The sequence below is a fragment of the Neobacillus niacini genome (genome assembly GCF_031456445.1).
GTDB classification, from domain to species: Bacteria; Bacillota; Bacilli; order Bacillales; family Cytobacillaceae; genus Neobacillus; species Neobacillus niacini_I.
The window spans coordinates 1-18,541 of the sequence record NZ_JAVDUQ010000026.1 but is presented as its reverse complement, the minus strand read 5'-3'; the positions used below and the strand labels follow the sequence as shown (position 1 = coordinate 18,541).

Genomic DNA, 18,541 nt, shown 5'->3' with positions numbered 1-18,541 from the left:
GTACATATATTATGATAACCACCAGCATAAAACCAACATATTTTACATTACCTTCTTTTATTTAATGAACGTTTGCCTATAAAGCAGACGTTTTTTTGCATTTATAAGCAAATCGTATATTTTTCCTTTTCAATATGATATTTGTCCAAGCGATTCTTGTCTTTTGAAATACTATACATAGTGAAAGTTTTATTTCGGACATTACAGGTGGTGATAAATATGTGCTTTGGATACGGTGGTTTCGGGTACGGCGGCTTTTACGGAGGCAGTACATTTGTTTTAATCGTAGTATTATTTATCCTTTTAATTATTGTTGGTGCGGCTTGTGTTTATTAATAAACCAATACACGTTCTAGCGGGAAGAAAATTGTTAATGCTGGAGGTGTAATAGAATGGACGGAATTGGAAATGGTTTTGCGTTAATCGTTGTATTATTCATTCTCCTTATCATCGTTGGTGCATCATTTATGTTCTACTAATTATAAGATGGATGGAGCAGGAAAAAGGCCCTTTATCGGGCCTTTTTTTAATCATCGCTTAATTTGAAACTAATAAATTTTTGCTCCATCATTTCTTTCATCGCATATTTTATGCCTTCTCTTCCGACACCGCTGTCCTTCCAGCCGCCATATGGCATGTTGTCAATCCGAAAAGTTGGAATATCATTTATAATGACTCCACCTGTCTCTAAACGTTGTGCTGCATAAAAAGCCTTTTCAATACTAGGGGTAAAAATTCCTGAATTCAATCCGTAACGGGAATCATTGGCGTCATTGATCGCTTCCTCCAAAGTAGCAAATGGGAAAATACAAACGATCGGACCAAATATTTCAGAACGAAATACTTTTGAATCACGGTTTACATTCGTTAAAACGGTTGGTGCCATGATATTCCTCTCCACCGTCCCGCCATACTCAATTTTTGCCCCTTCCTTAACCGCTTCATCCACCCAGCTCTGCAGTCTCTCCAAAGATTTTTTCGAAATAACCGCCGTAATGTTTGTTATTTCATCCAGTGGTGAACCGATGACAAGCTCTTTCGTTCTACGAATAAATCGATCTAAATATTCTTGATAAAGGGATTGATGGACATAAATTCGCTGGATGGAAATACATACTTGACCATTATAAGAAAAGGATCCCATCACACTAGGTTCGATCACTTTGTCAAGGTCGACCCCTTCATCAATGATCAACGGGGAATTTGAACCCAGCTCAAGCGTAAGTTTACGAAACCCTGCCTGTTGCTGAATAATATGACCAACTTCAACACTGCCTGTAAAGGTCACATTTTTTACATAAGGATGACCTGTTAAGACTTCACTTAACACCTCCCCTTTGCCTGGAATAATGTTAAGTACTCCATCGGGCAAGCCGGCCTCCTGAAAAATCTCGGCAAGCAATAAGGAGCTTAATGGTGTTTGTTCAGCTGGCTTTAAGACAATCGAATTCCCCGCCGCAATTGCCGGACCGACTTTGTGTGCAACCAAATTAAAGGGGAAATTAAACGGGGTAATGGCCGTTACGACACCAATGGGTGTATGGATCGTAAATCCAAAGCGATTTTCCCCGCCTTTCGCCGCATCCATCGGAATTTGTTCACCATAATTACTCTTTGCAGCTTCTGCCGCAAATTGGTAGGTTTGAACCGTACGGCTCATTTCCTCACGGGCATTCCGAATCGATTTAGCCCCCTCAAGTGCCATGATTTTCGCACATTCCTCACTACGTTCTTCTATGATTCTTGCGACTTTTTCTAAAATTTCTGCCCGGGCATGTGCCGGAAAAGATTTGAAGTTTTGAAACGCTTCATATGCATTCGTTACAGCCAGCTCGGCATCGGCTGGTTCTGCTTGTCCGATTTCGGCCAATTCCTCATTCGTATGGGGATTATATAATGGTTCATATGTTTTTGCTTCCTGCCACTTCCCACCTATCCATAATGGCCATTTTTTCTTCATCCTTCCTTTTCCTCCTGTCTAATAACGAATCGTTCTATAATCTACAAATGTAATCCCCAAGTGTTTTCGATAGCTTTACATTCTCTGAATAATCGACATCGACATCTATTAATACAATATCCTGACTTGCGATTGCCTTTTCTAAAGCAGGTAACAATTCATCAGAATGACTTACTTTCATTCCTTTCACGCCGAAACTGGTTGCAAACTCTAGAAAATTGGGGTCGGTAAAGGTAATATCATTTGAGCGATTAAATTTATTTAGTTGTTTCCACTCGATTAAACCGAATTTTGAATCATGGAAAATGACAATTACAAATGCTAGTCCAAGGCGTTTTGCCGTGGCCAGTTCAACACCATTCATAAGAAAACCGCCATCCCCAGTAACCGCTATGACAGGTTTTTCAGGATATGCTAGTTTTGCCGCAATCGCACCTGGCACCGCAATCCCCATTGAAGCCCATCCATTTGAGATAATGGTATGATTAGGCTTTTCCGGCTGATAAAGCCGGGCAATCCATAATTTATGTGCACCAACATCCGAAATGATAATAGCCTCGCCTTTCTCAGCTTTTTTCAAATCGGCAATAATTCTTTGTGGTTTTATAGGACTTCCTGACATCTCATCCGATGCATGAAGTTTTTCAACCAGTTGAGCTTTTAACTTTTTAACTCCTGGCCATAATTCTTTTCCTTCAACTAGAGGACTTAATGCTTCTAACCCCTCTTTTACATTCCCGACTAATTCTGCTTCCAGAGGATAGTAGGCGTCCACTTCTGCAGGAAGACTATCAATATGGATAATCGGATTCATTGCCCCATCATTCCAATATTTTGGCAAATATTCAACAAAATCATAGCCGGCAGTAATAATCAGATCTGCTTGGTCAAATCCACAAAGCACATAATCTTTCGCCTGCATCCCCACCGTATAAAGGGTTAAGGGATGATTAGAAGGCAAAACCCCTTTTGCCATAAAGGTATTTACAACCGGTATATTCTTTGCTTCAACAAATTCCCTTAACGCATCCGTTGCTCCATCGCGAATGACTCCGTTCCCAGCCAAAATGATTGGTTTCTTCGCACGATTAATGGCCATCGCAGCCTTTATGATTTCGCTTTTTGTCGGACTTGAAGCTGGATTTGGTGTAACAGGAAGCGGTTTACCCTCCGTTTCTTCCATGGCAATATCTTCGGGAAGTTCAATATGAACAGCACCAGGCTTTTCAAGGACAGCTCTTTTAAAAGCTTTTCTGACGATTTCAGGGATGGTATGGGCTACCCTGATTTGTTGATTCCATTTCGTTACTTTCTCAAAAACACCAATCATATCGACATATTGATGTGATTCCTTATGTATTCGTTCAAGACTAGCCTGACCCGTGATCGCAACAACTGGAGCATGATCAAGAAAGGCGTCCCCTATACCTGTTAGTAAATTGGTTGCCCCTGGTCCAAGTGTTGCCAGACAAACACCGGGTTTTCCTGTCAGTCTGCCATAAACATCCGCCATAAAAGCTGCTGCTTGCTCATGATGAACCAGAATGAATTCAATATCAGAACCAATAAGAGAGTCAACTAAGTCCGTATTTTCCTCACCAGGAATTCCAAATATGTATTTAACCCCTTCATTTTCTAAACATTTCACAAATAAATCTGAAGCCTTCAAATTAGCTCCTCCAATCATTTAACTCAGGTTAAAGGTATGGTTAGTTTTTTCTTGAAGCTATGAATTTATGTAAGATAAGAGAGGAGAGTGTGAAGATAGGGAATTTATAAAATCGATAGACCAGTTTCTTATGCGATTAGTTATTGGATTTAGGTGTTATCGTGCATTGCAGAGGAAAAGTAGCTGTTATAATGATGTCTGGTTCATAATAAGTAAATTACCGTTGCCTATTAAAAAAGCAAGGCCGATTGGCCCTGCTTTTTATTTGACGATTACTTTTCCAACCATTCCTTCCTTCAAATGGTACCGACATATTAGTTCATATGTACCGGTCTTATTCGGTGTCACGGTAATCGTTTTTTCTTTTCCCGGCTCGACTTCGGCGTCAATTCCAAGATTTTTCACTGTGAAGGTGTGTTCTTTCTTCCCTTCGTTTTTCAATATCATCTGTGTTGTTTTTCCATTGAGAATGGTGATGTCTTTCGGATTAAAGTAATTATCGTTCAACCTGACTTCAATTGCTTTCACCGTCTCCATAGGCTGAGTTACATCACTGGATTCGGCCAATACGCCGAGTGACCCCAGGGTTGTCACAACCACAATCATTGCAAGCAACACGACCAATCCTGTTAACCTCTTTTTCACAGACATTCGCAATCCCTCCTTTCCTTAGCACTATTGTTTTCGAATTCATAAAATATTATCAAAATAAATTTGGTTCCCTCCCTAGTCATCCAATCCATAAATGAAAAGAGATTCAAAATTAATGAATCTCTTTTTTTTACTTCTCTTTTAAATTATTTATCGTACTACAACTGCAAATTTTAAAGCATTATAGGATCTTTCAAAAACACTTTTACTTACCCAATATTTATTGTTTGTGCTTTTACTGTTTGGATCTGCAACATAGTAACTGCCTGTACTTTTATTGTAACCAATCAATGTTACAACGTGCATATTGTCAACCATATTTACCTTTCCTGCACTTCCCATATACCACTTAGCCCATGTTGGTTTTGCAAAATTTAGTGTAACGTATACAACTACTGGATTTCCTTTATCTAGTTCTTGTTTTAATTGAGTAGTCGTATACCCTGTTGCATTCACAACTTTACTACTATATTTTCGGCCAAAATTGGTTAAAGGTTTGGGGAAAATGGATTGGAATACACCATTTACATTTTTGTATGGTGTGCCTGCATATCCAAGATAGGGATTATTCTTGGTTTTTGGCATCTTATCAAGCAATGTTTTTAAACTTTGACTGGTATAACCTTTATATTTTAAAGCCATTAATAAACTAGCACCTTCACAGCCAAATGGGGCATAGGTTGGTGTTAATTGACTAACAAATGGCACGTTTAATTTTACTGGTTTGATAGTCGCTGTGCTAACTTTTATAAGATATTTTGAACTTGCGTAACCTATGTAACTCTTATATTTGACTTTATACCAACTGCCACTTTTTGAAATATAAGTAACGGTTTTTCCTTTTGGCATTACGATCACTCGAGAAAATTGCGTTCCTGGTCCTTTGCGTAAATTCAAATTTGCTGTTGTTTTATAAGTCGTAGTTGTAGCTGCTTCAACTGCAGATGCTCCTAAAACATTAGACTCAAACACATTTGCATGTGGTAAAACACCACTGGTTAAAATTGCAGATGCGATTAAAGAGCTAGCTACTATTTTTTTCATAAAAATCCCCCTATAAGATGAAGAGACTTTACATCTCATCATTTTAATTTCTCTCAAAACGTCTAGGTAGATCTGTCGCTTTGAACTTTTCAAACTTTTAATAAAAGTTTATCCAAATCACGTACTTGATCATATGCTTTTAATAGATATTCAGGTACAAGCGTTCTCCCATGTTCCCAAGCATTCTCTTCGATTTCTGCTAAAAGTTGTTCCTTTTCTTCTTCTTTACCATAAATAAGAGTCTTTAAAACTTGTGTATTTTTCCTAAATTCTAAATAATAACCGAGCTCATGATAAAGAATAATTTTCATAAAGTTTTCATCTGTTTCTTTAATTTTAAAATTAATTTTAGCGTTATATCCGTTAATTTGTATGTAGTTAAACTTTATCGTATTTGTCGATACGTTATAACTCATCGGTGCAGTGAGTTTATGGCTGAATTCAACATTTATATTTAATTTGAGCTCTTGTAATGTATTTTTAATTATCCTCTCAATATCCCATATATAAAGCATTATTCTTAACCCTTCCTAAAAACATTTCAACAATCGCAAGAAACCTTAACTTGCTTCATTTATTATATCCTTACTAAAAAGTTGTTTTAATCTATATTGAAGCATGTTATCTTTTTTTGTAATTTCATAAACGAGTTTTTACGTAAGCTTCCTCACATTCCCACAATATGTAATTCTGATTTTAAGTCTTTCATATGTAACTCTCCTATTGAATTGGATGACATAAACAAAGCAAATAAAAAATTGGTCACGTTGAAGTCATTTTAACATTATAATAGACTGCAAAATGTAACAAGAGCCAATTATCATAATTTGTTATTGAACTAAACTGCCATTAACTAATTAATGACTAAGAAAAATGGACTGCTAAATCAGTCCTTCATTGTACAATTCTTGAGTCCGATTGTTGAAGAAGACTTATTTATTAATACTTTTCAGGAATAATTTTTTTGCCTTTTCAAAACTTTATAGTTGCAAAATAAAGCCTTACACAGATAAAAGCCTCCTTTCACAGAGCTCCGGCAATGTAAAGCAAACAACTCCATAAAAAAACAGAGTATGAGAAATTTCCCATACTCTGTTTTTATTGTTCTCCGCACCAGATCAGACCTATGGCTTTCCTACAGGTCTAATGTGCTTAAAACGGCTCGATGGCTTTCTCGTTTTTACCGGTTTGAGGCTGATTTTCAATACTTCTTTCCTCGATTTCCTTAGGAATTTCTTTAAGGTGTTTATTAACTTCTTCTACTTGATTAGTAGTTCTCATTTCATCCAATTTCAAAAACCTCAATTCATTAAAATATTTTGACAAATATAGTATGCAGCAATAACGAAGATTTTATGTCCGCTAAGTCCGACCTGCCTGCTGTGCCACAGAGTGTTTTTATATGACATTGTTATTCCTGCAAAAAACATCGAGGATGATGAATTTTTGAAAGACGTGGCTCTTAAAATCTTTTACAAATGACAATTCAGTGACGCAACGCTGATCATTTCTAAATTTATGTAAGGAAACAGTTAATAATAATGTTCTATTTTTTTCTTTTACATCATTCTATTTTGTATACATCCGACACTATTTTCAAAAAAGCTTTCAAAGCACGTGTTTTATAACGATTTTTCTTCACTACAATTCCAATTTTCCAAGGTATATATTGACTACTGATTTGTTTTACACAAACATTCTGTGAGTACATTTCGGTTAAAGGACTTGGAATTATAGCAACTCCTAGTTCATTACGAACTAATGCCATTAACAAATCCCATTGCGTTGTACTATATGCAATATTTGGTATAAAATGCTCCTTTCGACAACTTTCCAGAACCACTTGGCTCAAGGCAAATGAAGTATCAAACAATATCCAGTCATCCTGTTTCAGTTGCGCAAGTGCAATCTGCTGTTCATTTTTAAAAGCGTGACTTTTTGGCAAACAGGCAACAAATGGTGCTTCAAAAATAAGGTGGCTTTCTAGTTCCTTACTTTGTGTAGGTATTACAACAAAGGCAACATCGACTTCACCTTTTTCAACGAGCTTTTCTACATTCAAACCTCCCTCTTCAACAATTTCAAGTGTAACCTCTTTATACTTCTTAGTGAAAGCTTTCGCCATTTTCGGAAAGAAAAAGGTTCCAATAATTTGCGGCAGTCCGACTTTTAAATGTCCATGTATATGTTCATTTATATCTTCAAGCTCTATTTTTAACTCCTTCATTTGCTGTAGCATTGTAATTGCTTTTTCATAGACAAGCTTCCCTTCATCAGTTAAACGAAAAATCCGATTGGAACGATCAAAAAGAGTTACGCCAAGCTTTTTCTCTAACTTTTGAATTGTTTTAGATAGGGATGGCTGTGCGATGAATAGCTTCTCACTTGCTTTGGAAAAACTTCCACATTCTGCAATTGTTTTAAATACCTCAAAATCTCGTAAGTTCACTCTATCTCTCCATTATGCCTTTTGGGCATATTTAATATGATTAATATATATTGTACATTATAAACGAATCCTTTTACACTCTAGGAAACAGGAGGGATTCAGATGTCAAAATGTAAAGTTGCTGTTGTTCAAGCAGGGTCAATCGTAATGAATAAAGAGAAATGTATTAAAAAGGCAGTAAAGTTTATCCTTGAAGCTGGGGAACAAAGAACCAATATTATTGTTTTTCCAGAAGCGTTTATTCCAGCTTATCCACGTGGGATGAGCTTTGGGGCGGTAGTAGGAAATCGTTCAGACAGTGGACGTGATGACTTTTTACGTTATTCAAAAAATTCCATAATCGTACCAGGTCCTGAAACTGAGCAATTAGGTGCTGCTGTAAAAAAAACAGGTGCTTATACTGTTATTGGCATCATTGAACGTGATCAGGAAACAAGTGGCGGTACACTTTATTGCACAACCATTTTCTTTGGCCCAGACGGAAGATTGCTGGGTAAACATAGAAAGCTAAAGCCAACAGGTAGTGAACGTCTCATTTGGGGTGAAGGGGATGGCAGTACGCTCCCGGTTTTTGATACGCCTTTTGGCAAAATTGGTTCTCTAATTTGTTGGGAAAACTATATGCCCCTAGCACGTGCTGCTATGTATGAAAAAGGTATTCAGATTTATATCGCACCTACTGCTGATTCACGTGATACTTGGTTTGCTTCTATGCAACATATTGCGATTGAAGGACGCTGCTTTGTTTTATCTTGCAATCAATATTGTACGAAGGATATGTATGAGAAGGATTTACTAGAAACAGAGGGGATACAAAAAATGCCAGTCGAAATCACACGAGGTGGTAGTTGTATCGTAAATCCACTTGGAGAATTTTTAGTAAAGCCTGTATTTGGCAAAGAAGAAATACTTTATGCCTCTCTTGACTTAGATGACATTTCACGAGGTCATTTTGATTTTGATGTAGTGGGACATTATGCACGAAAAGATGTGTTTCAATTAATCGTCAATAAAGAGAAGCAATAAATCTCTTTTAGAAATTAATATATTTTTTGTTTAATAAGAGAGTGCCTGCCAACAGTAATCAGTGTTAATGTACAAAGGTTCAGGCACTTTCTGTTTAAACCTTACAAAAAATTAGAAGTTTTCTTTTTCAATTGACCTCCCGGTTACTTTTGTTACTAAAATTAGGATTAAAAGAAAGTTTTTGGCAAGTCATTTACTTCATATGCGGCATGTATTCCAGACTCGATTGCGCCTTGGATCCAAGCGTGAGTAGAGGCGTGTTCGCCTGCAAAATGAACCCTTCCTTCGGGTGTGGAAATATAGGGAGTTAATTCTTTTATCTGTTCTGGTTTCAACATCGTGAATGCTCCCGCAGAAAACGGATATCGAACCCAGCTGTGGCTCGTTCCTCCTTGAAAATCGCTATAGACCTGTTTACCGTGAATCTCTGCTAAATTTTTTAATACATACTCCAACCGTTTATCTTCATCCAAACTATCCCATGGTATAGCATCATCTTCCCATGTATAACTGCCTAAAATAACACCGGGTCCATTTGTACCAATTCCGTTGCTAGGGTATTGAACATATTTAATAGGAAGATCAGTAACAGTTTGCCCACCATATAAACCTTGTTTCTCCCAGAACCTGTTTTTAAACTGGATACCCGTCTTTGTAGATCCTACATATTTTAGCTCCCGAATTGCCTTCCATTTATTTTCAGAAAATGAATGGCGTGGCTCAATGTCTACAAATTGCAGTACTGAAAAAGGAATAGTCACAATGGCAAGATCTCCAGTAATTTGAAATGGTTCTAAGATTCTATGGACAGAATAAATAGTTACTTGATTGTCGTGCTGTTTAATTTTCTTTACATTTTGTCCGTAAAAAATATTATCTTTCAATTGATTGATAAATGCTTTAGGAAGTTGATCGTTACCACCCGTTATTTCATAAAAAGTGACATCAGGGGTAAATAGGATTAACAGTTCACGTAATATCTCCAAAAAAGAAAGCTCAATAAGTCCTTCCAGTGTAAGAATTACTTTAATCATTTCGACAGCTCCAGGAGATAATGTAACTCCGAAAGGATTATATCTCAAATAGGTATCCATTGAGTATTTATCCAATTCCTTAATGGCCCAAGGCCAATTTCTTAATGGGTTTTGGTTAATAAAATCGGTAACCGGTTTTATCGCTAAGTGAAGCAACTCCTTAGCTGTTTTACCTTTTTCATGTGGGAGAACAGTAAATCCCAATATATTAGGGTTCTGTTCATACGCCTTTAGACGCACTTTGCTGCCTTTTACAAAGATAATATCGTTGGGAGTCGAATTGATGAACCGATTAACAGGGAGTTGGAATTTTTTTATATATTCTAAAGTCAATAAATGAGTACTGGGAATACGCATCGCACCTGCCTCAAGGTATTGCTCATCCCTAAAATCTCCCCGTAACGTATATATTCGTCCCCCAACCCGATCTGTTGCTTCAAGGATCGTAACATTGTGCCCAGCCTGCTTAAGTAGAGTCGCTGAAACCAGGCCCGCCATACCTGCACCAATAATGATGATCTTCTTGGGTGTTTTGGTTGTTTTAAGTCCATTTCTTATGATTGAAATCATTTGATCAAAGGATAACTTAGGAAATATGCGATTTAACATGCTTTTCCTCCCCTACAATTCAAAGGACCAGGAGCTGATAAAATATGGTTTACTGTCATTTTATTCAATCAGAAAAGCCAATTAGTATAGGTAATAAAAATTAATTTATCGATCTACTTTAATTACTTAACAACCTTAAAGTCCATTAATAACAGTTAGCCTAGAAATCCTTTTTTGTTTCTAAATCAATTTTCCTATAAAACGAACCATCTATCGACGTAAAGCGTCTACAAAAAACTGGAATCAAAGAACTTTTTGTAATAGTAAAGGAGGCAATGGCCTTGTAAACAAGGGCCAAAAGTCTTGTTATACTGGTCAGCTTTGGGATAAAGATCCTTACAATTCTTTAGCTGTTGTTTTTATTTACAGTTCAACTGGTAAAGTTATAGCTCAAGCGCAGACCGGTCGTCACTAATTAATTTGTAAACAACAACTTGATAATCAGGTCAGTTGAGAGTAGCAGGACCCTCGAATAAATTTTATTCATGGTCGAGGTTAAAAGGCAACACAGCGTTAGCGAAACACTTATGGCTACCCCTTATTAAAACAGTTCAAAAAAACCGGCTTACCTATTAAAGGGGCCGGGGTTCTGCTAGGGTGTATATAACTATAAAAAGCCATCTTTTTCATGTCTAATTCCTCCATTGTCTTAACTGCAGTAATCTCTCCTCTTTTCCAGCGACTGTATACTTTTTTAAATTCTTCTGTAAACTTAGCTTTTAAGCCGCCCAAACTTTACCCCCATTGTAAAACCATATCTATATTCCTTCACGCAGACGTTTTCGAATTCGTAAAATATTATCACGATAAATTTGGTTCCAACGTGCTTCAAATAGTAACTCTTTTATTTGAAACATTGACTAAAAAAAAGATCGACTCTCATGACGAATCTTCTGGAATCCATTCTTTCCATTTATTTCATTCTAATTTTTTGTCCTGGTTGCAGTCTTTCAGGATTCACTTCCGGATTCACCCTATTTAGAGTGCCATGTTTCATTCCCCATACCTTTTCAAGGTCCCAAAAAGTATCGCCTTTTTTAATGATATAGGTATCAGGTTTTGATACAGAAGGAACCTTCCGTTTTATTCTTAAAGGCTGACCAGCATAGATAACATCAGGATTAGCTAGATGGTTTAATTTAGCAAGGTCGTCAATTGATAATCCGTATTTTCTACCAATTAGAGTAAGATTTTCTCCAGCTATTACAATGTGAATTTCTGGAATGTCATCTTCCTTTATGGCTGCAGTTGGTTTTGGCGTTTTTCTTTTCGGTACTGCAACTTCCCCCCATGCGCCCGGATCCTTTTTGATATCATTCTTGTCTATAGCAATTCCGGCGACTTTGACATCATTTTGATACTGGTGCTTATGGATGTGATCCGCCACTTTTCCGTTGCTCCAAGCAAATGTCTGCCAGTAATAATCTACCTTATCTTTTACTGCCATCATAACGACATAAGAGCCATATAGTCCGACTTTGTAGTCCTTTAATGTGGAATTTAGACCCTCTACATAATCGAGGATCCCTTTCATATGGCAGGCTTGGACATCGAAATCAACCGCAAAGTAAATGGCACTTCCGACAGGTTGCCCTACTAATTTTGCGCATCTTTCCGCTTCCATTGCATCCGCAATTCCTTGGGCCTTCGTATGATAACCTGGATAGTTTGCACTTTTTTGAGCGATACTGATTAGCTTTAATCCTACCTCTTGAATTACCTTTGCTTCAGCTGCATCAAAAGTTTTCCAACTATTGCCGAGATACCGGGCCACGTATGAAAAACCTGCATCTTTTAAATTTTTTGCAGTTGCAGCTGTTAATTTTGTAGCGCAATCAAACCCATTTCTTGTCATTACTTATCCTCCCCTTTTCCGATTTTAACCTCCAAGGACTTTTGTCTATAAAATCCTCTTTTTTAGACAGTTCTCCTTCATCCATCTGACTTTTGTCTATAAAATCCACTTTTTTAGACAGTTCTCCGCCTATCCATCTGACTTTTGTCTATAAATCCACTTTTTTAGACAGTTCTCCTTCATCCATCTGACTTTTGTCTATAAAGTCCACTTTTTTAGACAGTTCTCCGCCTATCCATCTGACTTTTGTCTATAAAATCCACTTTTTTAGACAGTTCTCCTTCATCCATCTGACTTTTGTCTATAAAATCCACTTTTTTAGACAGTTCTCCTTCATCCATTAGACTTTTGTCTATAAAATCCACTTTTTTAGACAGTTCTCCTTCATCCATTAGACTTTTGTCTATAAAATCCACTTTTATAGACATTATCGAAATACTTTGTGTTGTATTTTATTCCTTTTAAGGTTCACACCCAACGAATCCCCTGTAAGTAACATAATTAGACCGAGTCCAAATATTTAATTTTCTTTTCTTCGCCTGATTTTCATCTTCCTTAAATAGACGAAGATATTTGTAAGGTGGGTCCATGATATAAGCCACCCGCGCAAATCCCTCTTTTAATAGTGTTTCCTGCACCGATTTTCCATCCACATACACATAAGCGAGCAACCGTCCATATGAATCTCTCATGCTACCTTTATCAAACTCAATGGTGACCTTTCCGCCCTCCAACAACTGTTTATTCCGATAATATGCCTCTTTCGAATAAGGCTGAACACACATTCCTGGCTTTTTTGATTCTGGCGTATCTACCAATAAATAACGAACGGTCTCTGTTTTCCCGTTAATCTTCACTTTGATCGTGTCCCCATCAATGGTTTCCAATAGAGATACAAGCACTTTAACGACATTCAGTTGGATTCCATTACTAGATTGAGGAGCACCCTTTTGTACTTCTACTTGATTTCCTCGTGTAATGATTTGTTGAGGAGGATAGGTAAGTAGCGTCGCTGCTGCCATGATCACACCTCCAATAATTCGGTTTCGCATGGGTAACCATCCTTCCCTTCTTCTAAATTAACAAACTGTCCATACTGTTTAAGGAATCCAAGTTCCACACTTCCCGTAGGACCGTTCCGATGTTTCGCAAGAATCACTTCCATCCTGTTTTTCTGTGGTGAATTCTTCGTGTAATAGTCATCCCGATATAGAAAAGAAATCAAGTCCGCATCCTGTTCGATTTGTCCACTTTCCCTTAAGTCGGAAAGGATCGGCCGCTTGTTCTGTCTCATTTCAACCCCACGGCTTAGCTGGGAAAGAGCAATGACCACGACATTTAGTTCCCTTGCCATGGTTTTTAATGCCCGGCTGATTTCACTAATTTCTGCTTGGCGATTTTGTTTGTATTTTGGATCTCCTTGGATGAGCTGAAGATAATCAATGACCACCAGTATCCTTTTCGCGCCATATTCCCTGCGCAATTTTCGAACTTTGGACCAAATATAGGCGATATCCATCCCTGCCCGATCAAATATATGTAGATTTACTTTTGAAAGCATCCCTAATGCATCTGAAAATTGCTCCCAATCTTTGTCCTGAAACTCTTTTTTGGGATTCTTCATTTTAAAGCTGTCAATCCTGCCGGTATAACCCGTCATCCTTTTTACTAGTTGTTTTTTTGACATTTCCAATGAAAAGCTAACGCTCACATCCTGTATTGCTGCATACAAAGCCATATTTAGAGCGAAAGCCGTTTTTCCCATACTGGGTCTTGCTCCAATAATGATCAAATCGGATTCCTGGAAACCGCCGGTCAACCGATCTAATTGGGTGAAACCAGAGGGGATTCCGACGATATCACCTGTATCTTGTTCGCAATCGAGGAATAGATCGACAATCGATGAATGGATGTTCCCGTCATCTACATCCATTTGATTGTCTTCAATCGCCATTAGGTCATGAATCGCCTCTTTCAGTGTAATGCTGATATCTTCCTCCATCGCCCGCTGCATCACTTTCCATTCGCAGGCTTCAGTCTTTTATAGATGATCTTCCTTGTTTCCTCCACATCTGGAATCGTTAACGCTGATTTTTGGGTTAGGTCACTCACTTTTGGCGGAACCGATGATTTTTGGGCAAAAGCAAACAGGTTTTTCTGCACTTTTTCCAATGAATACTCTTTTAATACTTCATGCCACAGGTCCAATTTCTCCTGGTCCACGACAAATTGCTCATAAAAAACATGGATTTTCTTTAATAAATCAAACGTTTCCCGCTTAATCATTTAGATCAAACTCCTCCTCGCTAAAGGCCTTTTTAAAAGGTTTCTGATTGAGATAAGCTTCAAATTTCGGGCCAAATAAGGTTTCCGGTCGAAGATATTTACTCATATACGGGTCCTGTAGCCATTCTGCTGCTTTTAAATCTATGACTTTTTTAAAATCATCGACTATATACCCTTCAAGAATCCGTGTTCGAATGATTGCTTGGGTTTTTGCCGAACTGGATCGGTAGGCTGAGTTTGTTTTGTTATTGAGATATTGGATAATTTCAATAACGGGCTCGGTTTTCTCTGAAGCTGGAGTAACTATTTCTTCTATGACTTGCTCCGTTTCATTGCACGGTTCTTCCTTCTTTGGCAAACTTGGCGCTAATTCTAGTGCTTCTAACCGTTCATATTCAATGGTGTACCACTTGGTTTTATCCATTTTACTTGTATTCCAGTTCCCTGAAAGCAAGAGTCCTTGATCTTCTAGCGAGCGAAATATCCGTTTGATTGTGCTTAGTGACCAAAATGAAAACTGTTCCTGCCAATCGTTATAGGTATTGTAAATCCATTTACGTCCCTCAATGATGTGAGTGCTTTTGTCGACCCAATAATGTAACTGTTGCAGGACGATTGCTTCATTTAGTCCAATCATGTTAGCTAATGATGGGATTACCATCATCGGATTTTCGTACACTAATAAATTACTCATCTCTTTATTCCTCCCTTTCAAAAGTCCAAACGATTAACCTGTTTACTTCCGTTTTTGGATTCATCGATTGGTTCATCATCTTTCACTAGCTATATAAAGAAAAATGACAAAAAGAGACAGGCTAAATTAAAAAAGCTTTAATAAATATGGCAAATGGGTGAACGAATGGATGAGAAAGGATTTTCGTCTATAAGGGGGATTTTTAAATTTTTTTGATGGGGAAAACAAGAGGTTTTTTCTATGTAGTTTTCTTTGAGTTAATCTCTGAAGTAATCTCTGGTATTGCTTGGTTCAGACTTGTTCCCTCCATCGTGTCAATCTGAAATTTTTAATTGGTTCAGGTTGACCTTATATGAGGATCAATCTGAACTACTCTTAGATTCATTTTGAGTAGTTGAAAGTTCCTTTTTAATTTCTAATTTTTCAGTTAAAAAAAATTAGTTGCCAAACATGACAACTAATTTTTTATCTTTTATAGAATACACAAACGCACTCCACATGTGCAGAGTACATGTGACAACACAAGGGTACATATGAGTTGATGTACTTCATTTTTCTCTAACTTATTGAGAGTTACTCATTTCACTGTCCCCGTCCCATCAATATTTTTCTCAAAGTGATCAAGCAATGCACGTACTTCATCTGTTGATTTCGTGTTCATCAATTGATTTCTTAATTCACCAGCTCCACGGAATCCTTTGACATAAATTTTGAAAAAGCGGTGCAGCCCTGTGATTGAACGCGGTAGTACTTCTGCATATCGATCTTGAAGATCAAGCTGCAGTCTTAAAAGATCAAGGTATTCTTTACTGCTATGCTCTTTTGGCTCTTTTTCAAAAGCAAAAGGATTTTTAAAAATACCTCGCCCGATCATAACGCCATCAATACCATATTGTTCAGCAAGTTGCAGCCCTGTTTGACGGTCAGGAATGTCCCCATTGATTGTTAGTAGCGTATTTGGTGCAATACGGTCACGTAATTTTTTGATTTCCGGAATTAGCTCCCAATGCGCATCTACTTGGCTCATTTCCTTTCTTGTACGTAAATGAATAGAAAGGTTCGCAATATCCTGTTTTAAAATATGCGTTAGCCACTCCTCCCACTCATTTATATCCTTATAGCCAAGTCGTGTTTTCACGCTGACAGGCAGTCCTCCCGCTTTTGCTGCTTGAATAAGTTCTGCCGCAACGTCTGGACGCAGAATAAGGCCACTACCTTTCCCTCTCGATGACACATTCGGTACAGGGCAGCCCATATTAATATCGATGCCTTTAAATCCTAGCTCTGCCATGCCAATACTCATTTGGCGGAAATATTCGGGATGATCCCCCCAAATATGTGCAACCATTGGCTGTTCATCTTCTGTAAAAAGCAAACGGCCACGCACACTTTTCATGCCCTCTGGATGACAATAGCTATCAGAGTTTGTAAACTCTGTGAAAAATACATCCGGTCGACCGGCTTCACTTACTACGTGACGAAAAACAACATCTGTCACATCTTCCATTGGTGCAAGTATAAAAAATGGTCGTGGTAAATCACGCCAAAAATTATCGATCAATTCAAACTCAAATCCTCTCATTATGGATATAACTTCACGCACTCGGCCAAAAAATATAAAGCCAAATGTTCCACTTCTTTTACACTTATATCATGCTTTATAACTTATTATCAAACACAAATACACTTGGGCATTTATTATTTGTAAAAAATCTTTGTAATTAAATATCTAGCTCCATTTAAAAAGTCCCCCAAAATGCTATGCTCTGGGAAACCCTCTTATTGTTTCTATTTTTTTTCTCCCTATTGCGAAAAACCACCTACAAAATAACCGTGTAATAAAAAGCGAAAGACCTATTGTTATCCAGCTGATATACCATTCCCAGTGGAGGTATTTGATTAGATGGGTATAGTTTTCAATCATGACTTCAACAATTGTCAGAAAAGAACTATATCCAGCATAATAACCCAATTGAATAAGTTTTCCTTGGTTATTTGGATACCATACAATAAAGGCGGCACATATTACTGGAAAAGCATAATACTCATATGTAAAGCTCGTCCGATTGATCGAAGCAAATAGTCGAATAGGATATTCAATCAGCCCCAACTCTACGACCAAAAGACCGATAAGAAAAGTAATAATTTGATTGAACAAAAAAGCTACTACCGCGAGTCGGATTTTATTTTTTGGTATAAAAAATAGAATACCCGTTGCCACAACCCACACGGATAATAGGATCCACCATTCGATTCTCATTTACTTCCCCACCGTTCTGATTGGAACAAGGCTTTGTCCTTAAAGAACCAATTACAGCAAACTTGACTTAAGTAAAAGAGAAACCCAATATAAATCCACACCCCAAACCAAGGCAGGAGGTCATATTCTAATAAATCTGTATACCTCTCGAGAACAATATCATATAACGTGATAATAGACACCCAAACAAAAAAGTATGTCATCCTATACCCTAGGCTTCCCCTTCTCTTCTTATGGACGTAATAGATGGAAAACAATACTGGATAAAAAAAATAATCGATTGTAAAAGGGAGATCTGTCGCTTTTGGGAATTCCCGTACAGGAGCTCTTAGCAAATCAAGTTGAAAAGAAGGCATATCGCAAAGCCAGATGATGCCTTGAAACATCAATAACGCCAAGATTCCTCTGCGCCGATCATTGCGCGGAATAAACAGAATCAAGCCAACAAAGCCGGACAACCACATTGCTACCAGGATGATACGCTCCACTAGCATGTCTTTAGAAACTCCCCTTCATATTTATTAGGAATTCTTAACGAAAAGATCATTTAAACTACCCATCGATAGAATTTACGGAGTTGATTTAAAAAGTGATATCCAATCATAGTATTAACTAAACATTGGCAGAATTATCACAACGCAGGAAACCTGAAGCCTAAACATCCACCTCTTTTTGGTGTTGCCTGGCACTTTTAACTCAGGTGTATTTTGTTCTCATTGCCTTTATATTGTAAATGCTTTTTAATTGATGGTTTATGCCCGCACACTCGTGACTTCAGTCGTGAGTTAGGGCATATTTTTTTTGAAAATAAAAAGCGTTTTACAGGACAAGTGTTCTGGTTTTTGGTAAAATATTCTTAACAAATAGAGGTGAGTCAAATGGCAAAAAGAAAAACAACCAAAGAAAAGGATGAAGAATTAGCTAAAGAAGGTAAAATTCTACGCCATTATGGGCTCAAACTCCGATTAGAACCAAACAAAAAACAAAAGGAACAAATTCATCAA

21 protein-coding genes are annotated in these 18,541 nt (G+C 37.5%); 3 read left to right on the top strand and 18 right to left on the bottom strand.

Going from position 1 to position 18,541, the window contains the following annotated elements; genetic code table 11:
- Window positions 1-219: 219 nt before the first annotated feature.
- Both J2Y67_RS18820 and J2Y67_RS18815 read left to right on the top strand, forming a co-directional pair.
- Window positions 220-336 (top strand): YjcZ family sporulation protein, encoded by a 117-nt coding sequence (locus J2Y67_RS18820; RefSeq protein ID WP_310176435.1) that lies wholly within the window; start codon window positions 220-222, stop codon window positions 334-336.
- Window positions 337-392: 56 nt separating this feature from the next.
- On the top strand, window positions 393-479 hold the full coding sequence (locus J2Y67_RS18815; RefSeq protein WP_310176539.1) for a YjcZ family sporulation protein: 87 nt from the start codon (window positions 393-395) through the stop codon (window positions 477-479).
- 47 nt (window positions 480-526) lie between these two features.
- Here J2Y67_RS18815 and J2Y67_RS18810 read toward each other — a convergent pair whose 3' ends face one another.
- From J2Y67_RS18810 to J2Y67_RS18780, 7 genes are all read right to left on the bottom strand, one after another.
- Window positions 527-1,960: an aldehyde dehydrogenase family protein gene (locus J2Y67_RS18810; protein WP_310176432.1), complete on the bottom strand. Its 1,434-nt coding sequence runs from the start codon at window positions 1,958-1,960 to the stop codon at window positions 527-529.
- 34 nt (window positions 1,961-1,994) lie between these two features.
- On the bottom strand, window positions 1,995-3,629 hold the full coding sequence (locus J2Y67_RS18805) for an acetolactate synthase large subunit (RefSeq protein WP_310176430.1): 1,635 nt from the start codon (window positions 3,627-3,629) through the stop codon (window positions 1,995-1,997).
- Between the two features lie 261 nt (window positions 3,630-3,890).
- On the bottom strand, window positions 3,891-4,280 hold the full coding sequence (locus J2Y67_RS18800) for a cupredoxin domain-containing protein (protein ID WP_310176428.1): 390 nt from the start codon (window positions 4,278-4,280) through the stop codon (window positions 3,891-3,893).
- Window positions 4,281-4,430: 150 nt separating this feature from the next.
- Window positions 4,431-5,324: a C39 family peptidase gene (locus J2Y67_RS18795; protein ID WP_310176426.1), complete on the bottom strand. Its 894-nt coding sequence runs from the start codon at window positions 5,322-5,324 to the stop codon at window positions 4,431-4,433.
- A gap of 89 nt (window positions 5,325-5,413) precedes the next feature.
- On the bottom strand, window positions 5,414-5,740 hold the full coding sequence (locus J2Y67_RS18790; RefSeq protein ID WP_310176424.1) for a hypothetical protein: 327 nt from the start codon (window positions 5,738-5,740) through the stop codon (window positions 5,414-5,416).
- Between the two features lie 736 nt (window positions 5,741-6,476).
- Complete coding sequence (locus J2Y67_RS18785) at window positions 6,477-6,614, bottom strand: hypothetical protein (protein WP_310176423.1); 138 nt, start codon at window positions 6,612-6,614, stop codon at window positions 6,477-6,479.
- A gap of 274 nt (window positions 6,615-6,888) precedes the next feature.
- On the bottom strand, window positions 6,889-7,773 hold the full coding sequence (locus J2Y67_RS18780) for a LysR family transcriptional regulator (RefSeq protein ID WP_310176421.1): 885 nt from the start codon (window positions 7,771-7,773) through the stop codon (window positions 6,889-6,891).
- Between the two features lie 102 nt (window positions 7,774-7,875).
- Between J2Y67_RS18780 and J2Y67_RS18775 the strand changes: the two genes are divergently transcribed.
- A complete protein-coding gene (locus J2Y67_RS18775) occupies window positions 7,876-8,799 on the top strand; it encodes a carbon-nitrogen hydrolase family protein (RefSeq protein ID WP_310176420.1) in 924 nt (307 codons plus the stop codon).
- Between the two features lie 167 nt (window positions 8,800-8,966).
- Here the strand turns inward: J2Y67_RS18775 and J2Y67_RS18770 are convergent, their stop codons facing one another.
- The 11 genes from J2Y67_RS18770 to J2Y67_RS18720 all read right to left on the bottom strand — a co-directional run bounded on the left by J2Y67_RS18770 (window position 8,967) and on the right by J2Y67_RS18720 (window position 18,031).
- Window positions 8,967-10,442 carry a flavin monoamine oxidase family protein gene (locus J2Y67_RS18770; RefSeq protein WP_310176419.1) on the bottom strand — a complete coding sequence of 492 codons (1,476 nt, stop codon included), beginning with the start codon at window positions 10,440-10,442 and terminating at the stop codon, window positions 8,967-8,969.
- A gap of 531 nt (window positions 10,443-10,973) precedes the next feature.
- Window positions 10,974-11,174: a hypothetical protein gene (locus J2Y67_RS18765; RefSeq protein ID WP_310176418.1), complete on the bottom strand. Its 201-nt coding sequence runs from the start codon at window positions 11,172-11,174 to the stop codon at window positions 10,974-10,976.
- 181 nt (window positions 11,175-11,355) lie between these two features.
- The gene (locus tag J2Y67_RS18760; RefSeq protein WP_310176417.1) at window positions 11,356-12,297 is read right to left on the bottom strand and encodes a glycoside hydrolase domain-containing protein; all 942 of its coding nucleotides are present in this window, start codon (window positions 12,295-12,297) and stop codon (window positions 11,356-11,358) included.
- 215 nt (window positions 12,298-12,512) lie between these two features.
- Window positions 12,513-12,689 carry a hypothetical protein gene (locus J2Y67_RS18755; protein ID WP_310176416.1) on the bottom strand — a complete coding sequence of 59 codons (177 nt, stop codon included), beginning with the start codon at window positions 12,687-12,689 and terminating at the stop codon, window positions 12,513-12,515.
- Window positions 12,690-12,758: 69 nt separating this feature from the next.
- Window positions 12,759-13,319 carry a thermonuclease family protein gene (locus tag J2Y67_RS18750; RefSeq protein WP_310176415.1) on the bottom strand — a complete coding sequence of 187 codons (561 nt, stop codon included), beginning with the start codon at window positions 13,317-13,319 and terminating at the stop codon, window positions 12,759-12,761.
- A gap of 2 nt (window positions 13,320-13,321) precedes the next feature.
- Window positions 13,322-14,311 (bottom strand): replicative DNA helicase, encoded by a 990-nt coding sequence (locus tag J2Y67_RS18745; protein WP_310176414.1) that lies wholly within the window; start codon window positions 14,309-14,311, stop codon window positions 13,322-13,324.
- Complete coding sequence (locus J2Y67_RS18740) at window positions 14,311-14,583, bottom strand: replicative helicase loader/inhibitor (protein WP_310176413.1); 273 nt, start codon at window positions 14,581-14,583, stop codon at window positions 14,311-14,313. Before J2Y67_RS18740 ends, J2Y67_RS18745 begins: the two co-directional genes overlap by 1 nt.
- The gene (locus tag J2Y67_RS18735; RefSeq protein ID WP_310176412.1) at window positions 14,576-15,277 is read right to left on the bottom strand and encodes a conserved phage C-terminal domain-containing protein; all 702 of its coding nucleotides are present in this window, start codon (window positions 15,275-15,277) and stop codon (window positions 14,576-14,578) included. The genes J2Y67_RS18740 and J2Y67_RS18735 overlap by 8 nt, the downstream gene beginning before the upstream one ends.
- Window positions 15,278-15,854: 577 nt before the next feature.
- Window positions 15,855-16,859 (bottom strand): tRNA dihydrouridine synthase, encoded by a 1,005-nt coding sequence (locus tag J2Y67_RS18730; RefSeq protein WP_310176537.1) that lies wholly within the window; start codon window positions 16,857-16,859, stop codon window positions 15,855-15,857.
- Window positions 16,860-17,036: 177 nt separating this feature from the next.
- Complete coding sequence (locus J2Y67_RS18725) at window positions 17,037-17,537, bottom strand: CBO0543 family protein (protein ID WP_310176411.1); 501 nt, start codon at window positions 17,535-17,537, stop codon at window positions 17,037-17,039.
- Entirely contained in the window at window positions 17,534-18,031 is a 498-nt protein-coding gene (locus J2Y67_RS18720; protein WP_310176410.1) for a CBO0543 family protein, read from the bottom strand. The genes J2Y67_RS18725 and J2Y67_RS18720 overlap by 4 nt, the downstream gene beginning before the upstream one ends.
- Window positions 18,032-18,541 lie beyond the last annotated feature (510 nt).